Source organism: Streptomyces sp. MMCC 100 (assembly GCF_041538145.2).
Classification (GTDB): domain Bacteria; phylum Actinomycetota; class Actinomycetes; order Streptomycetales; family Streptomycetaceae; genus Streptomyces.
The window spans coordinates 7,151,488-7,172,281 of record NZ_JBGORK020000001.1 but is presented as its reverse complement, the minus strand read 5'-3'; the positions used below and the strand labels follow the sequence as shown (position 1 = coordinate 7,172,281).

Below are 20,794 nucleotides of genomic sequence, written 5' to 3'. Positions count from 1 at the left end.
TCCGCCCCGTATCGTGGGAACCGTTCCCCTCCCGCCCCTCCTAACCGGTCCAGTCCCGTCCAGAAAGGCCGCAGCCCCCATGGTGCAGATCAAGAACCCCGAGCAGATCGCCAAGATGCGCGAGGCGGGGCTGGTCGTCGCCGCCATCCACGCGGCCACCCGTGAGGCCGCCGTGCCCGGCGCGACGACCAAGGACCTGGACCAGGTCGCCCGCAAGGTCCTCGCGGAGCACGACGCCAAGCCGAACTTCCTCGGGTACGGCGGCTTCCCCGCCACCATCTGCACCTCGGTGAACGAGGTCGTCGTCCACGGCATCCCGTCCGACGAGGTCGTCCTCAAGGACGGCGACGTCATCTCCATCGACTGCGGCGCGATCATCGACGGCTGGCACGGCGACGCCGCCTACACGGCCTTCGTCGGCTCCGGCCACTCCCCGGAGCTGATCGAGCTGTCCCGGGTGACCGAGGAGTCCATGTGGGCGGGCATCGCGGCCATGAAGCAGGGCAACCGCCTGGTGGACGTCTCCCGCGCCATCGAGACCTACATCCGCCGCCAGCCCAAGCCCGGCGGCGGCAAGTACGGGATCATCGAGGACTACGGCGGCCACGGCATCGGCACCGAGATGCACATGGACCCGCACCTGCTGAACTACGTCGACCGGCGCCGCGGCAAGGGCCCCAAGCTCGTCCCCGGCTTCTGCCTCGCCATCGAGCCCATGGTCTCCCTCGGCACCCCCCGCACCGAGGTGCTGTCGGACGAATGGACGGTCATCACCACGGACGGCACCTGGTCCTCCCACTGGGAGCACTCCGTCGCCCTGACGGAACAGGGCCCGCTGGTCCTGACGGCTCCCGACGGGGGCAGGGCGAAGCTGGCGGAGCTGGGCATCACGGCGGCTCCCGACCCCCTTGCATAACGATCTCGCTACCGGGGCAGACTTCCTCGTTTCGCCTTTCCGGGTTTGCTGACGTAGACTGACTCGTCGGCTCCCGTGCACCCGCATGTCTGCAGGTTGATATGCGACATGGCGCACAGGAGTCGATCAAGGTAGTCGATTCGAAGGGCGAAGCGTGGCCAAGAAGCAAGGTGCCATCGAGATCGAGGGCACTGTCGTCGAGTCTCTTCCGAACGCCATGTTCAGGGTCGAGCTCCAGAACGGCCACCAGGTCCTGGCACACATCAGCGGCAAGATGCGCATGCACTACATCCGCATCCTCCCTGACGACCGGGTCGTGGTGGAGCTGTCTCCGTACGACCTGACGCGTGGCCGGATCGTCTACCGGTACAAGTAGATCTTGCCCACGTCCCGCGTGCTTCCCGCGCGGGTCCGCCGGCAACTGACCCGGAGAACCTCACACCCATGAAGGTCAAGCCGAGCGTCAAGAAGATCTGCGACAAGTGCAGGGTGATCCGCCGTCACGGTCGGGTCATGGTCATCTGCGACAACCCGCGCCACAAGCAGCGCCAGGGCTGACGCACGACCGTTCCCTCCGCGATTCGCATGACTTCGCGCGACGCGAGCTGAATATGTTCATACGCAGGACCCGGGCGCCCAGGCGTCCGACACCCCCGGTTCGGAGGCCGGGGACCCGATCCGTACCTCATACGGCGGCCGGGGAACGGTTCTGTGGAAGACCTCCGACAACCAACTGGAGCCATTGAATGGCACGCGTTTCCGGTGTTGACATCCCGCGCGAAAAGCGCGTGGAGATCGCCCTCACCTACGTGTTCGGCATCGGCCGGACCCTCTCGCAGCAGACGCTCGCCGCCACCGGCGTGGACCCGAACACCCGTGTTCGGGACCTCTCCGAGGAGCAGCTCGTCGCGATCCGCGAGTACGTCGACAACAACATCAAGACCGAGGGTGACCTCCGTCGCGAGGTGCAGGCCGACATCCGCCGCAAGGTCGAGATCGGCACTTACCAGGGTCTGCGTCACCGCCGGGGCCTGCCCGTCCGCGGTCAGCGCACCAGCACGAACGCCCGCACCCGCAAGGGCCCGCGTCGCGCCATCGCCGGCAAGAAGAAGCCGGGCAAGAAGTAGTCCGCAGCGGACTTCGCCGTCCAGCGGTCTTCGCTGTAGGACCGACCACCTCCCGTAGGAGAACGACATGCCCCCCAAGGGACGTCAGGGCGCGACCAAGAAGGTGCGCCGCAAGGAAAAGAAGAACGTCGCTCACGGCCACGCGCACATCAAGAGCACGTTCAACAACACGATCGTGTCCATCACGGACCCGACCGGCAACGTGATCTCCTGGGCCTCCGCCGGCCACGTCGGCTTCAAGGGCTCCCGGAAGTCCACGCCGTTCGCCGCGCAGATGGCCGCCGAGTCGGCTGCCCGTCGCGCGCAGGAGCACGGCATGCGCAAGGTCGACGTGTTCGTCAAGGGCCCGGGTTCCGGTCGTGAGACCGCCATCCGCTCCCTGCAGGCGACCGGCCTCGAGGTCGGCTCCATCCAGGACGTCACGCCCACCCCGCACAACGGCTGCCGTCCGCCGAAGCGTCGTCGCGTCTGATCTCGCTTCACGGCGACATCGCTTCAACGCTTCACCAGGGTTTCCGGGCGGTACGGCTCTTTCGGGTCGTATCGCCCGTACCCTTGCAGTACTGGTCGGGCGTCAAATAGCGGGCGCCCCTGACTGAAGGATCACCACATGCTGATCGCTCAGCGTCCCTCGTTGACCGAAGAGGTCGTCGACGAGTTCCGCTCCCGGTTCGTCATCGAGCCGCTGGAGCCGGGCTTCGGCTACACCCTCGGCAACTCCCTCCGCCGCACCCTCCTCTCGTCGATCCCCGGCGCTGCTGTCACCAGCATCCGCATCGACGGTGTCCTGCACGAGTTCACCACCGTGCCGGGCGTCAAGGAGGACGTCACCGACCTGATCCTCAACATCAAGCAGCTGGTCGTCTCCTCGGAGCACGACGAGCCCGTCGTGATGTACCTGCGCAAGCAGGGCCCGGGTCTGGTCACCGCCGCCGACATCGCGCCCCCGGCCGGTGTCGAGGTGCACAACCCCGACCTCGTCCTCGCCACGCTCAACGGCAAGGGCAAGCTGGAGATGGAGCTGACCGTCGAGCGCGGTCGCGGCTACGTCTCCGCCGTGCAGAACAAGCAGGTGGGCCAGGAGATCGGCCGTATCCCGGTCGACTCGATCTACTCGCCGGTTCTGAAGGTCACGTACAAGGTCGAGGCCACGCGTGTCGAGCAGCGCACCGACTTCGACAAGCTGATCGTCGACGTCGAGACCAAGCAGGCGATGCGTCCGCGCGACGCCATGGCCTCCGCCGGCAAGACGCTGGTCGAGCTGTTCGGTCTCGCCCGCGAGCTGAACATCGACGCCGAGGGCATCGACATGGGTCCGTCCCCGACGGACGCCGCGCTCGCCGCCGATCTGGCGCTGCCGATCGAGGAGCTGGAGCTCACCGTTCGGTCGTACAACTGCCTCAAGCGCGAGGGCATCCACTCCGTGGGTGAGCTCGTGGCCCGTTCCGAGGCGGACCTGCTGGACATCCGCAACTTCGGTGCGAAGTCCATCGACGAGGTCAAGGCCAAGCTCGCGGGTATGGGGCTTGCGCTGAAGGACTCGCCTCCCGGGTTCGACCCGACCGCCGCCGCCGATGCCTTCGGCGCGGACGACGACGCGGACGCCGGGTTCGTGGAGACCGAGCAGTACTGAGCGCTCCGCGAGGAGGGCCGTACTGCGGATCCTCCGGGGTGCCTGAAAAGGCGCCCCGGATCTCCGACAGGCGACCGCCTGCTCGGATACTGACTCCGGTACCTGATACGGCCGGGGCAGACACCTAGGAGAAACACCATGCCGAAGCCCACCAAGGGTGCCCGTCTGGGCGGCAGTGCCGCGCACGAGAAGCTGCTCCTCGCGAACCTCGCGAAGAGCCTCTTCGAGCACGGCCGGATCACCACCACCGAGGCGAAGGCGCGCAAGCTGCGTCCGTACGCCGAGCGTCTGGTCACCAAGGCGAAGAAGGGCGACCTTCACAACCGCCGTCAGGTGCTCCAGGTGATCACGGACAAGAGCGTCGTCCACACGCTCTTCACCGAGATCGGCCCGCGCTACGAGAACCGTCCCGGTGGCTACACCCGGATCACCAAGATCGGTAACCGCCGTGGCGACAACGCGCCCATGGCCGTCATCGAGCTGGTCGAGGCGCTGACCGTGGCGCAGCAGGCCACCGGCGAGGCCGAGGCCGCGACGAAGCGCGCCGCCAAGGACGCCGAGGGCTCCGCCGAGGTTTCCGAGGCCAAGGTCGACACGGCCAAGGCCGACGACGAGGCTGCGGCCGAGGAGTCGAAGGACGCGTAAGCGTTCTGCAGGGGAGCTGTGCGTCGGCGGGTGCGACTCTCGTCGTGGCTGGTCGCGCAGTTCCCCGCGCCCCTTTGCGGCGTTTGCGGGTCCGTCCTTTTCAAGGGCGGGCCCGCTTTCGCGTTGGTGAGAGGATCTCTGGGTGAGTGACGAAGTAGAGGCCGGGTTCGTGCGGGTGCGGCTGGATCTCTCCTATGACGGGAGCGAGTTCTCCGGCTGGGCCAAGCAGGCCGGGGGGCGGCGGACCGTGCAGGGGGAGATCGAGGACGCGCTGCGGACGGTCACCCGGTCGCGGGAGACGTGCGAGCTGACGGTCGCCGGCCGGACCGACGCGGGCGTGCACGCCCGGGGGCAGGTCGCCCATGTCGATCTGCCGCGCGAGGTGTGGGCCGAGCACCACGTGAAGCTGCTCAAGCGGCTCGCGGGGCGGCTGCCGAGGGACGTGCGGGTCTGGGCGCTGCGCGAGGCGCCCAGTGGTTTCAACGCCCGGTTCTCGGCGGTCTGGCGGCGCTACGCCTACCGTGTCACCGACAACCCCGGCGGCGTCGACCCGTTGCTGCGAGGGCACGTGCTGTGGCACGACTGGCCGCTCGACGTGGACGCCATGAACGAGGCCGCCCGCGGACTGCTGGGCGAGCACGACTTCGCCGCCTACTGCAAGAAGCGGGAGGGGGCCACCACCATCCGGACGCTGCAGGAGCTGAGTCTCGTGCGGGGCGAGGACGGGATCGTCACCGCCACCGTGCGGGCCGACGCCTTCTGCCACAACATGGTGCGCTCCCTCATCGGGGCGCTGCTGTTCGTCGGCGACGGGCACCGTGCGCCCGACTGGCCGGCGAAGGTGCTCGCCGCTGGCGTACGGGACTCGGCCGTGCACGTCGTACGGCCGCACGGGCTGACCCTCGAGGAGGTCGGCTACCCGGCCGACGAGCTGCTGGCGGCCCGGAACAAGGAGGCGCGCAACAGGAGGACGCTGCCGGGGAGCAGTTGCTGCTGAACACGCGGTGCCTGGCGGGCGTACCTCGCTGAACCGCTGTTCGGCGACGTGGGTGGGGCTGCCGTCAGGAGCGGCGCGCACGCCTGCCGCCGCCGGCCGCCCGGCGGTCGTGGCGGCTCCGTTTGATGGAGAGTATCCAGCCCAGCACGGTGACGGTGACGGCCAGGCACGTGAAGCCGAGGACGATGACCTCGACCTGGGTGACCTTCGTGACGGTGTAGGCGATGCCCGCGAGAACCGCGCAGGCGCCAAGGCCTCTGAGGGTGTTCATTCTTCTCCTGCGCCTGTCCGTCTGTTACTTCCAGGCCGACACACGGGTCACGAAGGACTTGAGGATCGACGACACGAGCCAGTAGGCCCGTACGACGGTGTAGACCAGCTCGGGGACGAGCAGGGCCTCGACGAGCATCGCCTTCCAGCCCAGGGTCCGTACCCGCAGCGCGGGGTAGACGATCCAGAAGGCGAGCAGGGCCCACAGCAGCGGGTGCGTGCTCAGGCTGTACTGGGCCGCGGCGACGAGCTGGCGGGCACCCCAGATGAAGATGTACGCGAAGCCGAACAGGCCCAGGACCATCGTGATGATGGAGTGCCAGGTGAACTTGGTCCAGCCACGGCGGCGCAGCGCGTCCACGGTGCCCCGGCTCCACCGCTCGCGCTGCTGGACCAGCTCGCGCAGAGTGGACATGAGATCGGTGGTTGGCACACCCTGGCCGTGACCGCGGCCGACGGCAAGGTCACCTACTCGGTGGACGGCGACGTGTTGTTCACCAGTGGGAAGACGTACCTCCCGCGTGAACCGATGAGCATCAACTTCAGCAACTGGTTCATCGACCTCCCCTTCAAGGGGGAGCGTTCCTGGGCGATGAAGGTCGACTGGATGTACTTCAAGTCCGGCCAGGTTGTCTCCCCGGACGACGCGGCGAAAGCCGTGGCCGACTTCGCCGCTGCGGGAACGAGGTACGTGAACACGCTCGCGGGGGAGTGACTGAGAGGGCGGCGGTCAGCCCTCCGCCGCTGCCGATGCCTGGGCCTCGCCGCGTCGGCGGATCTGCCGGAAGGCGAACTCGGCCAGGTCGTCACCGGCCCGGAAGACGCCGGTGGACTTCTCCGTGACGTCCTTGCCGCCCGTGAAACCCGCCACGGTGAAGTAGGCGTAACGGCCGTAGGAGTTGGTGGTGGAGCGGCAGACGGCGCCGGTGCAGAAGGACTTGACGCCGCCGCCGGACAGGGAGCGGATGATGCTCTTCTTGTCGGCTTCCTTCTTCGCCTTCGCGGCCTGCGCCTCGCTGTCGAAGACGGCTACGCCGACCGTCACGGCGGTGTCGCCCTTGGTGTAGGTGACGCGGATCAGGCGCGTGCACTTGTTGGCGTCGAGGACCTTCGGCAGGGTGCCCTGGGCGGCGGAGCCGCAGGTGCGGGTGTCGGCCGTCGGGCCCTTCTTGTAGACCGTCTCACCCATGGTCAGCTGGGTGCCGGGGAAGAGCAGGTCCGGGCTGAGCGGGGCCTTGTCCTTCTTGGCGCTGGAGACGAAGTCCTTCGGGTCCAGCGGCGGCGGGGCGCTGGTCGGGGCGAAGGACGGCTGGGTGGCCGTGGCGCTGGGTATGTCCGCCGTCGAGGGGAGCTGCGAGGAGGGGCCGCCGGAGGCCTGGTCGGAGCCGTTCGCCGAGACGACGGCCACGGCGACGGCCCCGGCTATCGCCACGGTGGCCAGCGCGCCACCGCCGATGAAGAGCAGCCGACGGCGCTTGGCACGGGCCTCGGAGGCCTCGGCGAGAGCAGCCCAGTCCGGCGTGTTGTCACTGTTCCCGCTGTTCCAGGGCTGCTGCGACTGCGGCTGCTGCGGCTGCTGCGATTGCGGTTTCCAGGGATCCCACTGTGACTGAGGTCCCCCCTGCCCAAAGCTCATGGGCGGCATCTTAGGCCCTGTCGTCAGTCTCCCGTCGCTGAGCAGACGGGAGACTGACGACAGGGCCTGTGACGGGCCGAGGGGCGTGCTGGTGCGGCGACTTGGGGCCCGCAGGGCCTAGCGTTCCGTTCATGCGGACGGGCAAAAGCGACATCTCCGGGTGGTTGGTGCGGCCGGCGGGAGCGCATCTGTGGGCGGTGCTCGTGACGGTGCTGGCGGCGTCCGCCGTGCACGCGTCGCGGGTGACCTCGGACGGGGGCATGGACAACGCCATCGTCGTGCGGGCCGCCCGCACCTGGCTGGCCGGCGGCTCCCCGTACGACGATCCGCACTTCCTCTATCTGCCGAGCGCCGTCCTGGCCGCCGTCCCGCAGGCGCTGCTGCCCGGGGCCGTCCTGCGGGTGCTGGTGCCGTGCGCGGTGACGGTCCTGCTGGCGCTGGCCTGGGCCTGCGCGCTGCGGCTGCACCGCGTGCCGCTCGGCAGCCGGCTCGCGGCCCTCGGGCTGACCGGGCTCGCGCTGGGCTTCGCGCCGTTCGGGCACCTGGTGCGGCTCGGCAACTGGACGGTGACGGCGACGGTGGCGCTGCCGCTGGCCCTGCTGCTGGCGAGCCGGGGGCGCTGGACGGGCGCGGGGGCCGTCATCGGGGCGGCCGTCGCGCTCAAGCCGCTGCTCGCGCCCGTCGTCCTGCTCTTCCTCTTCGCCGGCCGGTGGCGGGCCCTGACGGCGGCCGTCCTGGTGCCCGCGCTGGCCTCCGCCGCGGCGGCGCTGGCGATGCCCGACCCGGCGGGCTTCTTCACCCGCACCCTGCCCTTCCTGCTGCACGGCGACGACGGCTTCGTACGGCTCTACGAGGCCTCCCCGGCGGCCGTACTGCCCCGGCTCGGGGTGCCGCCGGCGCTCGCGCAGGGGCTCGCGGTGGCCGGGGCGTGCGCCGGGGTGCTGTGCGCGTACCGGCGCTGGCGGCGCGCCGACCCCGGCCCGCTGCGGCTGGCGGAGACCGGCGCCGGTCTGATGCTGTCGGCGTTCCTCGTCTCCCGGCCGTCCTACGACCACTACCTCCTGGTCGCCCTGCCCCTGCTGCTCGCCGGGCTGCCGTACGCCGGGTCGGCGGCCCGCGGGGTGTGGTTCTGGATCGCCCTGGTGCCCCAGGTACCCGGGCTGACCTGGCCCTGGCTGGAGGGGGAGCGGCGGCGGGCCTTCCGGGACGCGTTCACGCTGTGCGTGCTTGCGGTGACGGTCGCCCGGCAGGCTTGGGCCGGTCCGGCGGGTGCCGACGGCCGGGTGCCCCCGGGGCGGGCGCCGGAGCCGGAGCGTGCCCCCGCGGCCCCGTTTTGACCCGGCCGCCGGGGCCCGGGTATTCTGCACAGTCGTATGTGTATTGGCTTGCTCATTCTCACGTGAGGGGCCCTTACACCGGTCCACCGGGACCGATGACCAGCGACCTGCACGCGGTATGCGTCACCGCGGTGCGGTCAGGGCTGTCGTGATCGTCTTCGGTGACCAATGTCAGGACCACTCACTGAAGAAGCGAAGGCTACGAACCGTGCGTACGTACAGCCCCAAGCCCGGCGATGTGACGCGCCAGTGGCACGTCATCGACGCTCAGGACGTCGTCCTGGGGCGTCTGGCCTCCACCACGGCCTCCATCCTGCGCGGCAAGCACAAGCCGATCTACGCGCCCCACGTCGACACCGGTGACTTCGTCATCATCATCAACGCCGACAAGGTGCACCTCTCCGGCAACAAGCGGACCCAGAAGATGGCGTACCGCCACTCCGGCTACCCGGGCGGTCTGCGCTCCGTGCGCTACGACGAGCTGCTGGACAAGAACCCGGAGAAGGCCATCGAGAAGGCCGTCAAGGGCATGCTCCCGAAGAACTCCCTGGGCCGTCAGATGCTCTCGAAGCTGAAGGTCTACAAGGGTGACCAGCACCCGCACGGCGCGCAGCAGCCGCAGCCGTTCGAGATCACCCAGGTCGCGCAGTAAGTCCGGCCACCCCCTAAGACTGAAGAGAATCTGAGGAGCATCGTGGCCGAGACCACTGCCGAGCAGCCGCTCGAAGAGATCGACATCGACAGCTACACCACCGAGTCCGAGGTCCCCGTCGAGGGCGAGTACACCTCGGAGTCCATGGCCTCCGCGTTCGGCGAGCCCCAGCCGGCCGCCGGCCTGGGCCGTCGCAAGAACGCCATCGCCCGTGTCCGGATCGTCCCGGGCACCGGCAAGTGGAAGATCAACGGCCGCACCCTCGAGGACTACTTCCCGAACAAGGTGCACCAGCAGGAAGTCAACGAGCCCTTCAAGGTGCTCGAGCTCGAGGGCCGTTACGACGTCATCGCCCGCATCGCGGGTGGCGGTGTCTCCGGCCAGGCCGGCGCGCTCCGTCTCGGTGTCGCCCGCGCCCTGAACGAGGCCGACGTGGACAACAACCGCGGCGCGCTCAAGAAGGCCGGCTTCCTGACCCGTGACGACCGCGCGGTCGAGCGGAAGAAGGCCGGTCTGAAGAAGGCCCGCAAGGCCCCGCAGTACAGCAAGCGCTAAGTCGTACCGGCTGTACTCCGAACGCCCCGGCGGCACGCCACTGTGCTGCCGGGGCATTCGTTTATCCCTGCCGTTGGGCGTATAACGGCACAAGATGCTCTAAGGCTTATGTGATCGTTGGTCGGGCGCTGCACGCCCGGCCTTCGGGAGCCGACTGCGTGGGCCGCACTCATCGCCAGCCGCTTCCGGAATTGACGTTTCCTCAGGAGGACAAGTGGGACGACTCTTCGGCACGGACGGCGTGCGCGGTGTCGCCAACGCGGATCTGACGGCCGAGCTGGCGCTGGGCCTCTCCGTCGCCGCGGCGCATGTACTGGCCGAGGCGGGCACCTTCGCCGGGCACCGGGCGACCGCGGTGGTCGGCCGGGACCCGCGCGCCTCCGGGGAGTTCCTGGAGGCCGCGGTGGTCGCGGGCCTGGCCAGCGCCGGCGTGGACGTGCTGCGGGTCGGCGTGCTGCCGACGCCCGCGGTGGCCCACCTCACCGGCGCACTCGGCGCCGACCTCGGCGTGATGCTGTCCGCGAGCCACAACGCCATGCCCGACAACGGCATCAAGTTCTTCGCCCGCGGCGGCCACAAGCTCGCCGACGAGCTGGAGGACCGCATCGAGTCCGTCTACGCCGAGCACCGCACCGGCGCCCCCTGGGACCGCCCGACCGGCGCCGGCGTCGGCCGCGTCCGCGACTACGACGAGGGTCTCGACCAGTACGTCGCCCACCTCGTCGGCGTCCTGCCGAACCGCCTCGACGGACTGAAGATCGTCCTCGACGAGGCGCACGGCGCGGCCTCCCGGGTCTCGCCGGAGGCGTTCGCGCGGGCCGGCGCCGAGCTGGTCACCATCGGTGCGGTGCCCGACGGCCTCAACATCAACGACGGCTGCGGCTCCACCCACCTCGACCTGCTCAAGGCCGCCGTCGTCGAGCACGGCGCCGACCTGGGCATCGCCCACGACGGCGACGCCGACCGCTGCCTGGCCGTGGACCACACCGGTGCGGAGGTCGACGGCGACCAGATCCTCGCCGTGCTCGCGCTCGCGATGCGGGAGCGGGAGGCGCTGCGCTCGGACACCGTCGTCGCGACCGTCATGTCCAACCTGGGCTTCAAGCTCGCCATGGAGCGCGAGGGCATCCGGTTCGTGGCGACCTCGGTCGGCGACCGGTACGTCCTGGAGGAGATGAAGGAGCACGGCTACGCCCTGGGCGGCGAGCAGTCCGGGCACGTCATCATCCTCGATCACGCCACCACCGGCGACGGCACGCTGACCGGCCTGATGCTGGCGGCGCGGGTCGCGCAGAGCGGCCGTACGCTGCGGGACCTCGCGTCCGTGATGGAGCGGCTGCCGCAGGTGCTGGTGAATGTGCCGGACGTGGACAAGTCGCGGGTGAAGACCTCAGCCGAGCTGGCCGCTGCGGTGTCCGAGGCGGAGCGGGAGCTCGGGAGCACCGGGCGGGTGCTGCTGCGTCCCTCGGGGACCGAGCCGCTGGTGCGGGTGATGGTCGAGGCCGCGGATATTGAGCAGGCCCGGTCTGTGGCGGGGCGGTTGGCCGATGCGGTGAAGTCCGCGCTCGGTTAGTCCTACGGCGCCGGGTTCGGGGTGGGGGTGCTGTGTGATGCGGGCCGCGGGTTTCGTTGTGGCTGGTCGCGCCCGCGCGGCGGAGCCGCACATCAGCAGAGCCTCGCGCCCCTAGGTGGGTTTGCTCATCCGGCCTCGCTGAGTCGACCACAAGGCCTTCTGTGCCAGCAGGGTCAGAGTTCCGGCGACGACGATGCCCGCCAGGTTGAGCAGGAGTTGTTCGGAGGAGCCCACCGTCTGGTCGGTGTCGCCGAAGCTCAGGGCGACGGCGGCGTTGGCGGCCGCCGGAACCGTGGTGACCGAGATGGCGACGCCCACCAGGGCGCCGGACTTCGCGGAGGTCAGCGACAGCGTCCCCGCGATGCCGGCGAGGATCGCCACCACGAAGGAGAAGGCGTCGGGGGCGTAGACGAAGCCGGTGTTGGGCCGGTCGCCCTCCAGCTTGCCCTCGCTGAACTGGCCGAACCCGGACATGACCCAGCTGAAGCCCACCGTCACCGCCATCGCCGCCGCGAACCCCACCAGCAGCGCGATCAGCGAGCGCAGGGCGAGCCGCGGGGCGCGCTGGACGATCGCCGTGCAGATGCCGGCGAGCGGGCCGAACTCCGGGCCGACGGCCATCGCGCCGACGATCAGGATCGCGTTGTCGAGCACCACACCGCAGGCCGCGATCATCGTGGCGAGCGTGATGAAGGCGACGTAGGTGATCGAGAGGGTCGACTCCTCGTGCGTCGCCTCCTCCAGCTGCTCCCACAGCACCGCGTCGGCGGGCTCGCCGGGGGCGTCCTTCTCCGCCTCGTCCGCGCGCCTGGACAGCGACAGGTCGATGTTCTCGGCGGTGATGGCGCCGCAGTCGTCGATGCCCAGGGCCCGGAGCCGGTTGATGAGTTCGTCACCGGCCTCGCGGGCCACGTCGCACATGACGACGTCGCCCTCGGGTTCGCGGGCGGCGCCCGGCAGGACGACGAGGTGGGTGGTGCCGACCGTACGGTCGATCAGGCGCACCACCTCGTCGGTGCGGTCGGCCGGGGTGATCAGGCGCAGATGCAGCATCCGGTATTTCTATCGCGCCGCACGCCCCACCAGTGCCGCCTCCCCCACCTGCACCGCCAGCCTCACGTGCACCGCCCGCCCCACCTGCGCCGCTCACCCCGCCCGTGCCGCCCGGCTCACAGCTTGCGCAGGCTCAGGCGCTGCACCTTGTGGTCGGGGCCCTTGCGCAGCACCAGGGTGGCCCGGCCCCGGGTGGGGGCCACGTTCTCCACCAGGTTGGGCTTGTTGATGGTGCGCCAGGTGGTGCGGGCGTAGTCGAGGGCCTCCTCCTCCGAGACCTGCGTGTACTTGCGGAAGTACGAGGACGGGTTCTGGAAGGCGGTCTCGCGCAGCTTGCGGAAGCGGCTGAGGTACCAGCGCTCGATGTCCTCGGTGCGCGCGTCGACGTACACGCTGAAGTCGAAGTAGTCGGCGAGTCCGACCCTGGTGCGGCCGTCCTTGCCGGGCAGCGCGGGCTGGAGCACGTTGAGGCCCTCGACGATCAGGATGTCGGGGCGGCGGACCACGAGCCGCTGGTCCGGGACGATGTCGTAGATGAGGTGGGAGTAGACCGGCGCGGTCACCTCCGCCTTGCCCGCCTTGATGTCGGCGACGAACCGGGTCAGCGCCCGGCGGTCGTACGACTCGGGGAATCCTTTCCGCGACATCAGGCCACGCGCCTCCAGCTCCCGCGTCGGCAGCAGGAAGCCGTCGGTGGTGACCAGCTCCACGCGCGGGTGCTCGGGCCAGCGGGAGAGCAGCGCCTGGAGCAGGCGGGCGACGGTGGACTTGCCCACCGCGACCGAGCCGGCGACCCCTATGACGAAGGGGGTGCCGGACTGGGAGCCCTGCTCGCCGAGGAACGTGTTCAGCGCACCGCGCAGGCCGTCGGTGGCGCCGACGTAGAGGTTGAGCAGCCGGGAGAGCGGGAGGTAGATGTCCCGCACCTCGTCGAGGTCGATGACGTCGCCGAGGCCGCGCAGCTTCTCGACCTCCTCGGCGGTCAGCGGCAGCGGCGTCTTGTCGCGCAGCGCGCTCCACTCGGGGCGGGTGAGGTCGACGTAGGGAGTCGCCTCCGGCCGTTGCCGGTGGGCGCTCCGGGGAATCGAGGGGACCGGAGAGATCACAGTCCATTGTTAACGGAGTACGAACCGGGGCGGCAGGTGGGCTGCGTCACGTCGGCCGGTCCGCCGCGGCCGGCGAGGCCCGCCGAGGCTCGACGAGGCCCGCCGAGGCCCGCCGAGATCACGGTCGGGTCTCGGGTGGCCGGTTATCGATCGTACGTGCGAATGCCGTAGGTATGGTGCGGGCAAAGTCGACCGGATCTCATCCTCGTCCTCGACGTGACTCGACAGATTCCGACGCTGGTCGACATCCCCTGAAGTGAACCGACGAAAGAGTGCCGACGTGAGTTCGACCGCTGTCCGCCGTACCGCCCTCGCGGCCTCCGCCGCCGCCCTGGCCCTGCTCGCCACCGCCTGCGGCGGATCGTCCGACGACGACGGCGCGGCCGGGGATGAGACGGCCAAGACGGAGCAGTCCGCCCCGGCGGAGGGTGCTGGGGCGTCTGCACCGGCGGGCGAGGCGCTGACCGCCGCCGAGCTGGAGAAGGTCGCCCTCGCCCAGGCCGACGTCAAGAACGGCGAGGTCGCCACCGAACTGTCGGCGGATGACCAGGTGGCCAAGGACCAGATCTCGACGGACGACAAGGCCTGTCTGCCGCTCGTCTACGTCCAGGGCGCGGTGGCCCAGGGCGAGCCGGCGGCGGACGTGCAACGCTCCTGGCAGGGGCAGACGGAGTCGCCCTCCGCGAGCAAGGGCCCGGACGGCCAGGACATGACCGACGTCGACGTGAACGAGATCATGCTGAACGTCGCCTCCTACGCGGACGGCGGTGCCGAGCAGGCGATGGCGGGGCTGAAGACGGCCGTCGAGAAGTGCGCGGGCGGCTTCGACGCCACCGTGGGCAGCGACAAGATGCGGGTCACCGAGGTGAGCGGTGTGGGCCGCCTCAAGGCCGGTGACGAGGGGCTCACCGTCAACATCGGTGTGGCCACCGGCGCGGACAGCAGCGGGCTCATGAAGCTCGTGGTGGTCCGCAAGGGCTCCACGCTCGCCACCTTCAGCGCCGTCAACCTCTCCTCGATGATGACCGGCGCGGAGTTCGAGGTCCCCGCCGAGGTCGTCGACGCGCAGGTCGCCAAGCTCGGCTGACGGGCCCGAGACCGGTGGGCGGCGTTCGTACCCCGGTGGGAATTTCCGATTTCGGGCACAGGAAGCCCGCTTTGCGGCCGCCTCGTGGCCGATCCTGCTCGTAGGCTGCCGCTTATGTGCGGAATCGTGGGATACGTAGGGTCTCAGTCGGCGCTCGATGTCGTGATGGCCGGACTGAAGCGGCTCGAGTACCGGGGATACGACTCGGCGGGCGTCGCCGTGCTCGCGGACGGCGGCCTCGCCACCGCCAAGCGGGCCGGCAAGCTCGTCAACCTCGACAAGGAACTGTCCGAACACCCGTTGCCGTCCGCCGCGACCGGCATCGGCCACACCCGCTGGGCCACCCACGGCGGCCCCACCGACGCCAACGCCCACCCGCACGTCGACAACGCGGGCCGGGTGGCCGTGGTCCACAACGGCATCATCGAGAACTTCGCGCCGCTGCGGGCGGAGCTGGCGGAGCGCGGCCACGAGCTGCCCTCCGAGACCGACACCGAGGTCGTCGCCCACCTGCTCGCCGAGGAGTACTCGGCCTGCGCCGACCTCGCCGAGGCGATGCGGCTGGTGTGCCGGCGGCTGGAGGGCGCGTTCACGCTGGTCGCGGTGCACGCGGACGTGCCGGACGTGGTGGTGGGCGCTCGCCGCAACTCGCCGCTCGTGGTGGGTGTGGGGGAGGGCGAGTACTTCCTCGCCTCGGACGTGGCGGCCTTCATCGCCCACACCCGGGACGCCGTCGAGCTGGGCCAGGACCAGGTCGTCGAGCTGCGCCGCGACGGCGTGCGTGTCACCGCTTTCGACGGCACCCCGGCGGACGTCCGCTCCTACCACGTCGACTGGGACGCCTCGGCCGCCGAGAAGGCCGGTTACGCCTCCTTCATGCTCAAGGAGATCGCCGAGCAGCCGAAGGCCGTCGCCGACACCCTCCTCGGCCGCATCGACGGCTCCGGCACGCTGAGCCTGGACGAGGTGCGCATCCCCGCCGGGGTGCTCCGGGAGACCGACAAGGTCGTCGTCATCGCCTGCGGTACGGCGTACCACGCCGGACTGATCGCCAAGTACGCCATCGAGCACTGGACGCGGATCCCCTGCGAGGTGGAACTGGCCAGCGAGTTCCGCTACCGCGACCCGATCCTCGATCAGCAGACCCTGGTCGTCGCGATCTCCCAGTCCGGCGAGACCATGGACACCCTCATGGCCCTGCGCCACGCCCGCGAACAGGGCGCCAGGGTCCTGGCCATCTGCAACACCAACGGCTCGACGATCCCCCGCGAGTCCGACGCCGTGCTCTACACCCACGCGGGCCCCGAGGTCGCCGTCGCCTCCACCAAGGCCTTCCTCACCCAGCTGGTGGCCTGCTACCTGGTCGCCCTGTACCTGGGCCAGGTGCGCGGCACCAAGTACGGCGACGAGATCCGCGACGTCGTCCGCGACCTGTCCGGCATCTCCGGCGCGGTCGAACAGGTCCTCGGCACCATGGACCCCGTACGGGAACTGGCCCGCTCCCTCGCCGACAAGAAGACGGTGCTCTTCCTCGGCCGGCACGTCGGCCACCCCGTCGCCCTCGAAGGCGCCCTCAAGCTCAAGGAGTTGGCGTACATGCACGCCGAGGGCTTCGCGGCGGGCGAGCTGAAGCACGGGCCGATCGCGCTGATCGAGGAGGACCTGCCGGTCGTCGTGGTGGTGCCGTCCCCGCGCGGCCGCTCGGTCCTCCACGACAAGATCGTGTCCAACATCCAGGAGATCCGCGCCCGCGGCGCCCGCACCATCGTCATCGCCGAGGAGGGTGACGAGGCGGTCGTCCCCTACGCCGACCACCTCGTCCGGATCCCGGCCACCCCGACCCTGCTGCAACCCCTGGTGGCCACGGTGCCGTTGCAGGTCTTCGCCTGCGAACTGGCGACGGCCCGGGGCAACGAGGTGGACCAGCCGCGGAACCTGGCGAAGTCGGTGACGGTGGAGTAGGCCCGGAGCGGTTCCTCACCGGCCGGTGCCGGGCAGCACGGTGACGACCCGGAAGCGTTCCAGGACCGCCGGTGTCGTGTCGTCCACCGCGAACCCCGGGTCGTCCAGCGCCGCGCGCATCTCCTCGCTGTGCCAGAACCGCTCGTGGCCCGCACGCCACTCGGCCACGGTGGTGTACCCCTCGCCCTCGTCGACCGCGTGGGCGAGGTCCACCTCGGCCAGCGGGACGACGCACCTCCGTCACCTCGACGACGGCGACGGGGAGTTCGCGCGAGTCGACGACCACTTCCCGGCGTCCGGGCTCCGGCAGTGGCTCGCCCTCGTGCTCGTACTCGGCGACCAGGCCGGTCGTCGAGGTCTTCGAACCGGGTCGAGAGGCACGTGCGCAGGCTACTGGCGAGATCCGCGCCCGAGTCCCCGTTCAGTCCCCCCGCACATCCCGCCAGGCCCGCGGAATCGCCTCCGCCACGTCATGCGCCCCCGCCGGTGCCCCCTGTGCCGCGAAGCGGCCCGCGAGGCCGTGGAGATACGCGCCCACGCTCCCCGCGTCCACCGCCGACAGGCCCGCCGCCAGCAGTGAACCCGCCAGGCCGGACAGCACGTCCCCGCTGCCGGCCGTGGCGAGCCACGACGTTCCCGTCGCGTTGACCCGGACGGGACCCCCCTTCGCACTGGCCACCAGCGTCGTCGAGCCCTTCAGCAGCACCGTCGCCCCGTACCGCGCCGCCAGCTCGCGCACCGAGGCCAGCCGCGAGCCCTCGACCTCCTCCCGGCCCACTCCGAGCAGCGCCGCCGCCTCCCCGGCGTGCGGGGTCATCAGCGTCGGTGCCGTACGCGCCCGGACCGCGTCCGCGTCGGCCAGCCGCAGGCCGTCCGCGTCGATCAGCACCGGTACCTCTGCCGCCAGCACCTGAGCCACCGTCGCCGCGTCGTCACCGGCCCCCGGTCCGACGACCCACGCCTGGACCCGCCCCGCCCGCTCCGGCCCCTGGTCGGACACGAGCGTCTCCGGGAAGCGGGCGATCACCGCGTCCCCCGCCGGACCGACGTACCGCACCGCCCCGGCCCCGCCCCGCAGCGCGCCCGAGACGGCGAGTACGGCCGCGCCCGGGTAGCGGGCCGACCCGGCGGCGATGCCGACGACTCCGCGCCGGTACTTGTCGCTCTCGGCCGCCGGCACCGGCAGCAGGCGCACCACGTCCGCGTGCTGCAACGCCTCCAGCTCGGCCGCCTCGGCGGGCAGCGGCAGGCCGATGTCCACCAGCCGCACCGAGCCCGCGTACTCCCGCGCCGGATCGATCAGCAGCCCCGGCTTGTGCGCCCCGAACGTCACCGTCAGATCGGCGCGGACCACGTCCCCCACCACCCGGCCCGTGTCCGCGTCGACCCCGCTCGGCAGGTCGACGGCGACGACGGCGGCCCGGGAGCGCGCGGCCGCGTCCGCCAGCGGTACGGCCCCCTCCCGCAGCCCGCCCTTGCCGCCGATCCCGACGATGCCGTCGAGGACGAGATCGGCCCGCGCGATCAACTCCTCGGCGGAACCGGAAGTCCCGTCCCCCGCAACCCGCCCGCCCGCGCGCCGCAGCGCCGCCAGGCCACCGCCGTGGGCCCGCTCCGGCGCGAGCAGTACCGCCGTCACGCCCGCGCCCCGCCGGGCCAGCCGCGCGCCCGCGTACAGGGCGTCGCCGCCGTTGTCGCCGCTGCCGACCAGCAGCACGACCCGGCTGCCGTAGATCCGCCCGGCCACCCGGCCCAGTACCTCCGCGCAGGCGGCGGCCAGCCCGGCCGCGGCCCGTTGCATCAGCGCCCCCTCGGGCAGCCGTGCCATCAGTTCCCGTTCGGCGTTCCTGACCGTTTCCACGCTGTACGCAGTCCGCATGCCGTCGAGTCTTCCCCGTACGCCCGGAACACGCACGGCCCGCCGTCCCCCGGGACGCGCGATGGGGGACAGTTGTCCCATGAGCGGCGGTGACGGTGGTGACGACGAAACGGCACAGGTGATGACCACGCTCGGGGGGCGCCTGCGTGCCGTCCGGCAGGCCCGCGGGCTCACCCTGGCCCAGCTCGCCGACGTCACCGGCATCTCCGTCAGCACCCTGTCCCGGCTGGAGTCGGGGCAGCGCGAGCCGGGGCTGCGGCACCTGCTGCCGCTGGCCCGGGCACACCGGCTGCCCCTGGACGAACTCGTCGGCTCGCGGACCGGCGACCCCCGCGTTCACCCCCGCCCCTTCACCCGGCACGGACAGACGTAGGTCCCGCTGACCCGGAATCCGAACGACGGACTGCACGCCTACAAGCAGATCCTCCCCGCCCCGGCCACACCGCGGACCGAGTGGACCCCCCGGCCCGAACAGGGGTCGCACGAGGGCCACGAGTGGCTCTACGTCCTCTCCGGCCGCCTGCTCCTCGCCCTCGGCGAGCACGACCTCGTCCTGACGGCCGGGGAGACGGCGGAGTTCGACACCCGCGTCCCGCACGGCATCGCCAACGCCGGGGACCAGCCCGTCGAGTGGATCGCCCTGTACGGCGCACAGGGCGAGCGCATGCACATCCGGGTCAGGCCGACCGCCGACCGGACGCACGACGCCCCCTGACCTCAGCCCTCCGCGATCACCACCGCCGACGCGATCCCCGCGTCGTGGCTCAGCGACACGTGCCACGACGCCACGCCCAGCTCCGCCGCCCGGGCCGCCACCGTCCCCGACACCCGCAGCCGCGGCTGCCCGCTGTCCTCGACGTACACCTCGGCGTCCGTCCACAGCAGCCCCGCCGGCGCGCCCAGCGCCTTGGCCAGCGCCTCCTTCGCCGCGAAGCGGGCGGCGAGCGAGGCGACGCCGCGGCGCTCCCCGCTGGGCAGCAGCAGCTCGCTCTCCAGGAAGAGCCGCCCCGCCAGGGCCGGTGTGCGCTCCAGCGACGCCCCGAACCGCTCGACCTCGGCCACGTCGATCCCGACCCCGATGATGCTCATGCCGGGAACCCTAGCCACTGCCGGGCGGCGTCGGGCGGGGGCGGCCGGGTGCTCTGAGAGACTGGGGGCACGATGAGCGAGACAACTGCTCGGCGGGACGCGGACGCGGTGCTGCGCGCCCGGGCCGAGATCGACCTGGCCGCCCTGCGGGCCAACGTCCGCGCACTGCGCGAACGGGCCCCCGGGGCGGCTCTCATGGCCGTCGTCAAGGCGGACGCCTACGGCCACGGCGCGTTCCCCTGCGCCCGCGCCGCCGTCGAGGCGGGCGCGACCTGGCTCGGCACGGCCACCCCGCAGGAGGCCCTCGCCCTGCGGTCGGCGGTGGCCGGGCTGCCGGACGACGTACGGGTCATGTGCTGGCTGTGGACGCCCGGCGGACCCTGGCGGGAGGCGGTCGAGGCCCGTCTCGACGTGTCCGTCAGCGCGATGTGGGCCATGGAAGAGGTCGTCGAGGCGGCCCGGGCGGCCGGAGTGCCCGCGCGCGTGCAGCTCAAGGCCGACACCGGGCTCGGACGGAACGGCTGCCAGCCCGGCGCGGACTGGGAAGAGCTGGTCGGGGCCGCGCTGCGGGCCGAGGAGGAGGGGCTGCTGCGGGTCACCGGGCTCTGGTCGCACTTCGCCCGCGCCGACGAGCCCGGCCACCCCTCCATCGCCGCACAGCTCACCCGTTTCCGGGAGATGACGGCCTACGCCGAGCAGCAGGGCCTGCGCCCCGAGGTGCGGCACATCGCCAACTCGCCGGCCACCCTCACCCTCCCCGACACCCACTTCGACCTCGTACGGCCCGGCATCGCGATGTACGGCGTCTCGCCCAGCCCCGAGATCGGCACCCCCGCCGACTTCGGGCTGCGCCCCGTGATGACGCTGGCCGCATCCCTGGCCCTGGTCAAGCGGGTCCCCGGCGGCCACGGCGTCAGCTACGGGCACCACTACACCACCCCCGGCGACACCACCCTCGGCCTCGTCCCGCTCGGCTACGCGGACGGCGTCCCGCGCCACGCCTCCTCCACCGGCCCGGTCCTGGTCGACGGCAAGTGGCGCACGGTCGCGGGGCGGATCGCGATGGACCAGTTCGTCGTCGACCTGGGCGGGGACCGCCCCGAACCGGGCGCCGAAGCGGTGCTGTTCGGCCCCGGTGACCGGGGTGAGCCCACCGCCGAGGACTGGGCCCAGGCGGCGGGCACCATCGCGTACGAGATCATCACCCGGATCGGAACCCGCGTTCCGCGCGTCTACGTCAACGAGTGACAGGCCCGTACCGACGCGCGTCCAGGTGA

At 71.2% G+C, this 20,794-nt stretch carries 23 protein-coding genes and 2 pseudogenes; 17 read left to right on the top strand and 8 right to left on the bottom strand.

What is annotated here, in order from left to right; genetic code table 11:
- Window positions 1-79: 79 nt before the first annotated feature.
- From map to truA, 8 genes are all read left to right on the top strand, one after another.
- Window positions 80-916 (top strand): type I methionyl aminopeptidase, encoded by an 837-nt coding sequence (gene map, locus ABS735_RS33055; RefSeq protein WP_373901466.1) that lies wholly within the window; start codon window positions 80-82, stop codon window positions 914-916.
- Between the two features lie 154 nt (window positions 917-1,070).
- A complete protein-coding gene (gene infA, locus ABS735_RS33050) occupies window positions 1,071-1,292 on the top strand; it encodes a translation initiation factor IF-1 (RefSeq protein WP_004927214.1) in 222 nt (73 codons plus the stop codon).
- Between the two features lie 68 nt (window positions 1,293-1,360).
- Window positions 1,361-1,474, top strand: coding sequence for a 50S ribosomal protein L36 (gene rpmJ, locus ABS735_RS33045; protein ID WP_003974245.1), 114 nt, complete (start codon window positions 1,361-1,363; stop codon window positions 1,472-1,474).
- Window positions 1,475-1,662: 188 nt separating this feature from the next.
- On the top strand, window positions 1,663-2,043 hold the full coding sequence (gene rpsM / locus ABS735_RS33040; protein WP_003974244.1) for a 30S ribosomal protein S13: 381 nt from the start codon (window positions 1,663-1,665) through the stop codon (window positions 2,041-2,043).
- A gap of 67 nt (window positions 2,044-2,110) precedes the next feature.
- The gene (gene rpsK, locus ABS735_RS33035; protein WP_007443997.1) at window positions 2,111-2,515 is read left to right on the top strand and encodes a 30S ribosomal protein S11; all 405 of its coding nucleotides are present in this window, start codon (window positions 2,111-2,113) and stop codon (window positions 2,513-2,515) included.
- A gap of 138 nt (window positions 2,516-2,653) precedes the next feature.
- The gene (locus tag ABS735_RS33030; RefSeq protein WP_003966937.1) at window positions 2,654-3,676 is read left to right on the top strand and encodes a DNA-directed RNA polymerase subunit alpha; all 1,023 of its coding nucleotides are present in this window, start codon (window positions 2,654-2,656) and stop codon (window positions 3,674-3,676) included.
- Window positions 3,677-3,814: 138 nt separating this feature from the next.
- Window positions 3,815-4,321 carry a 50S ribosomal protein L17 gene (gene rplQ, locus ABS735_RS33025; RefSeq protein ID WP_373901467.1) on the top strand — a complete coding sequence of 169 codons (507 nt, stop codon included), beginning with the start codon at window positions 3,815-3,817 and terminating at the stop codon, window positions 4,319-4,321.
- 142 nt (window positions 4,322-4,463) lie between these two features.
- On the top strand, window positions 4,464-5,318 hold the full coding sequence (gene truA / locus ABS735_RS33020; RefSeq protein ID WP_373901468.1) for a tRNA pseudouridine(38-40) synthase TruA: 855 nt from the start codon (window positions 4,464-4,466) through the stop codon (window positions 5,316-5,318).
- A 64-nt stretch (window positions 5,319-5,382) separates the two neighbouring features.
- Here the strand turns inward: truA and ABS735_RS33015 are convergent, their stop codons facing one another.
- Together ABS735_RS33015 and ABS735_RS33010 are read right to left on the bottom strand one after the other, a co-directional pair.
- On the bottom strand, window positions 5,383-5,589 hold the full coding sequence (locus ABS735_RS33015) for a hypothetical protein (protein WP_373901469.1): 207 nt from the start codon (window positions 5,587-5,589) through the stop codon (window positions 5,383-5,385).
- A gap of 24 nt (window positions 5,590-5,613) precedes the next feature.
- Window positions 5,614-6,003: a hypothetical protein gene (locus tag ABS735_RS33010; RefSeq protein ID WP_373901470.1), complete on the bottom strand. Its 390-nt coding sequence runs from the start codon at window positions 6,001-6,003 to the stop codon at window positions 5,614-5,616.
- 27 nt (window positions 6,004-6,030) lie between these two features.
- Here ABS735_RS33010 and ABS735_RS33005 point away from each other — a divergent pair, with 27 nt between their 5' ends.
- A complete protein-coding gene (locus ABS735_RS33005) occupies window positions 6,031-6,303 on the top strand; it encodes a hypothetical protein (RefSeq protein WP_373901471.1) in 273 nt (90 codons plus the stop codon).
- A gap of 15 nt (window positions 6,304-6,318) precedes the next feature.
- Here the strand turns inward: ABS735_RS33005 and ABS735_RS33000 are convergent, their stop codons facing one another.
- A complete protein-coding gene (locus ABS735_RS33000) occupies window positions 6,319-7,224 on the bottom strand; it encodes a hypothetical protein (RefSeq protein ID WP_373901472.1) in 906 nt (301 codons plus the stop codon).
- A 131-nt stretch (window positions 7,225-7,355) separates the two neighbouring features.
- Here ABS735_RS33000 and ABS735_RS32995 point away from each other — a divergent pair, with 131 nt between their 5' ends.
- From ABS735_RS32995 to glmM, 4 genes are all read left to right on the top strand, one after another.
- A complete protein-coding gene (locus tag ABS735_RS32995) occupies window positions 7,356-8,561 on the top strand; it encodes a glycosyltransferase family 87 protein (protein ID WP_373901473.1) in 1,206 nt (401 codons plus the stop codon).
- 208 nt (window positions 8,562-8,769) lie between these two features.
- Window positions 8,770-9,213: a 50S ribosomal protein L13 gene (gene rplM, locus ABS735_RS32990; RefSeq protein WP_031041507.1), complete on the top strand. Its 444-nt coding sequence runs from the start codon at window positions 8,770-8,772 to the stop codon at window positions 9,211-9,213.
- A 42-nt stretch (window positions 9,214-9,255) separates the two neighbouring features.
- On the top strand, window positions 9,256-9,768 hold the full coding sequence (gene rpsI / locus ABS735_RS32985) for a 30S ribosomal protein S9 (protein WP_373901474.1): 513 nt from the start codon (window positions 9,256-9,258) through the stop codon (window positions 9,766-9,768).
- 214 nt (window positions 9,769-9,982) lie between these two features.
- The gene (glmM, locus tag ABS735_RS32980; protein ID WP_373901475.1) at window positions 9,983-11,341 is read left to right on the top strand and encodes a phosphoglucosamine mutase; all 1,359 of its coding nucleotides are present in this window, start codon (window positions 9,983-9,985) and stop codon (window positions 11,339-11,341) included.
- A gap of 111 nt (window positions 11,342-11,452) precedes the next feature.
- Here glmM and ABS735_RS32975 read toward each other — a convergent pair whose 3' ends face one another.
- Together ABS735_RS32975 and coaA are read right to left on the bottom strand one after the other, a co-directional pair.
- Window positions 11,453-12,394 carry a DUF389 domain-containing protein gene (locus ABS735_RS32975; protein ID WP_373901476.1) on the bottom strand — a complete coding sequence of 314 codons (942 nt, stop codon included), beginning with the start codon at window positions 12,392-12,394 and terminating at the stop codon, window positions 11,453-11,455.
- A gap of 116 nt (window positions 12,395-12,510) precedes the next feature.
- Window positions 12,511-13,500, bottom strand: coding sequence for a type I pantothenate kinase (gene coaA, locus ABS735_RS32970; protein ID WP_373901477.1), 990 nt, complete (start codon window positions 13,498-13,500; stop codon window positions 12,511-12,513).
- A 280-nt stretch (window positions 13,501-13,780) separates the two neighbouring features.
- On the opposite strand from coaA, the gene ABS735_RS32965 reads away from it, so the two are divergent.
- Both ABS735_RS32965 and glmS read left to right on the top strand, forming a co-directional pair.
- Window positions 13,781-14,587 carry a hypothetical protein gene (locus ABS735_RS32965; RefSeq protein ID WP_373901478.1) on the top strand — a complete coding sequence of 269 codons (807 nt, stop codon included), beginning with the start codon at window positions 13,781-13,783 and terminating at the stop codon, window positions 14,585-14,587.
- Between the two features lie 114 nt (window positions 14,588-14,701).
- Entirely contained in the window at window positions 14,702-16,549 is a 1,848-nt protein-coding gene (gene glmS, locus ABS735_RS32960; RefSeq protein ID WP_373901479.1) for a glutamine--fructose-6-phosphate transaminase (isomerizing), read from the top strand.
- A 15-nt stretch (window positions 16,550-16,564) separates the two neighbouring features.
- Here glmS and ABS735_RS32955 read toward each other — a convergent pair.
- Together ABS735_RS32955 and ABS735_RS32950 are read right to left on the bottom strand one after the other, a co-directional pair.
- A pseudogene (locus ABS735_RS32955) lies at window positions 16,565-16,952 on the bottom strand (ASCH domain-containing protein).
- Between the two features lie 18 nt (window positions 16,953-16,970).
- Window positions 16,971-18,428: an NAD(P)H-hydrate dehydratase gene (locus tag ABS735_RS32950; RefSeq protein WP_373901480.1), complete on the bottom strand. Its 1,458-nt coding sequence runs from the start codon at window positions 18,426-18,428 to the stop codon at window positions 16,971-16,973.
- A gap of 79 nt (window positions 18,429-18,507) precedes the next feature.
- On the opposite strand from ABS735_RS32950, the pseudogene ABS735_RS32945 reads away from it, so the two are divergent.
- Window positions 18,508-19,143: pseudogene (locus tag ABS735_RS32945) on the top strand (helix-turn-helix domain-containing protein).
- Window positions 19,144-19,145: 2 nt separating this feature from the next.
- On the opposite strand, the gene ABS735_RS32940 reads toward ABS735_RS32945, so the two are convergent.
- The gene (locus ABS735_RS32940; protein WP_373901481.1) at window positions 19,146-19,517 is read right to left on the bottom strand and encodes a holo-ACP synthase; all 372 of its coding nucleotides are present in this window, start codon (window positions 19,515-19,517) and stop codon (window positions 19,146-19,148) included.
- Between the two features lie 72 nt (window positions 19,518-19,589).
- Here ABS735_RS32940 and alr point away from each other — a divergent pair, with 72 nt between their 5' ends.
- Window positions 19,590-20,765, top strand: coding sequence for an alanine racemase (gene alr, locus ABS735_RS32935; protein ID WP_373901482.1), 1,176 nt, complete (start codon window positions 19,590-19,592; stop codon window positions 20,763-20,765).
- Window positions 20,766-20,794: the final 29 nt, after the last annotated feature.

What these genes read in the sequence shown, in the direction of transcription:
- rplQ (WP_373901467.1), top strand. Translation starts at nt 3,815, where the DNA reads ATGCCGAAGCCCACCAAGGGTGCCCGTCTGGGCGGCAGTGCCGCGCAC.
- map (WP_373901466.1), top strand. Translation starts at nt 80, where the DNA reads ATGGTGCAGATCAAGAACCCCGAGCAGATCGCCAAGATGCGCGAGGCG.
- ABS735_RS33030 (WP_003966937.1), top strand. Translation starts at nt 2,654, where the DNA reads ATGCTGATCGCTCAGCGTCCCTCGTTGACCGAAGAGGTCGTCGACGAG.
- ABS735_RS32975 (WP_373901476.1), bottom strand. Translation starts at nt 12,394, where the DNA reads ATGCTGCATCTGCGCCTGATCACCCCGGCCGACCGCACCGACGAGGTG.
- rpmJ (WP_003974245.1), top strand. Translation starts at nt 1,361, where the DNA reads ATGAAGGTCAAGCCGAGCGTCAAGAAGATCTGCGACAAGTGCAGGGTG.
- ABS735_RS32940 (WP_373901481.1), bottom strand. Translation starts at nt 19,517, where the DNA reads ATGAGCATCATCGGGGTCGGGATCGACGTGGCCGAGGTCGAGCGGTTC.
- glmS (WP_373901479.1), top strand. Translation starts at nt 14,702, where the DNA reads ATGTGCGGAATCGTGGGATACGTAGGGTCTCAGTCGGCGCTCGATGTC.
- ABS735_RS33010 (WP_373901470.1), bottom strand. Translation starts at nt 6,003, where the DNA reads ATGTCCACTCTGCGCGAGCTGGTCCAGCAGCGCGAGCGGTGGAGCCGG.
- rpsK (WP_007443997.1), top strand. Translation starts at nt 2,111, where the DNA reads ATGCCCCCCAAGGGACGTCAGGGCGCGACCAAGAAGGTGCGCCGCAAG.
- rpsM (WP_003974244.1), top strand. Translation starts at nt 1,663, where the DNA reads ATGGCACGCGTTTCCGGTGTTGACATCCCGCGCGAAAAGCGCGTGGAG.
- ABS735_RS33000 (WP_373901472.1), bottom strand. Translation starts at nt 7,224, where the DNA reads ATGAGCTTTGGGCAGGGGGGACCTCAGTCACAGTGGGATCCCTGGAAA.
- ABS735_RS32995 (WP_373901473.1), top strand. Translation starts at nt 7,356, where the DNA reads ATGCGGACGGGCAAAAGCGACATCTCCGGGTGGTTGGTGCGGCCGGCG.
- alr (WP_373901482.1), top strand. Translation starts at nt 19,590, where the DNA reads ATGAGCGAGACAACTGCTCGGCGGGACGCGGACGCGGTGCTGCGCGCC.
- ABS735_RS33015 (WP_373901469.1), bottom strand. Translation starts at nt 5,589, where the DNA reads ATGAACACCCTCAGAGGCCTTGGCGCCTGCGCGGTTCTCGCGGGCATC.
- ABS735_RS32950 (WP_373901480.1), bottom strand. Translation starts at nt 18,428, where the DNA reads ATGCGGACTGCGTACAGCGTGGAAACGGTCAGGAACGCCGAACGGGAA.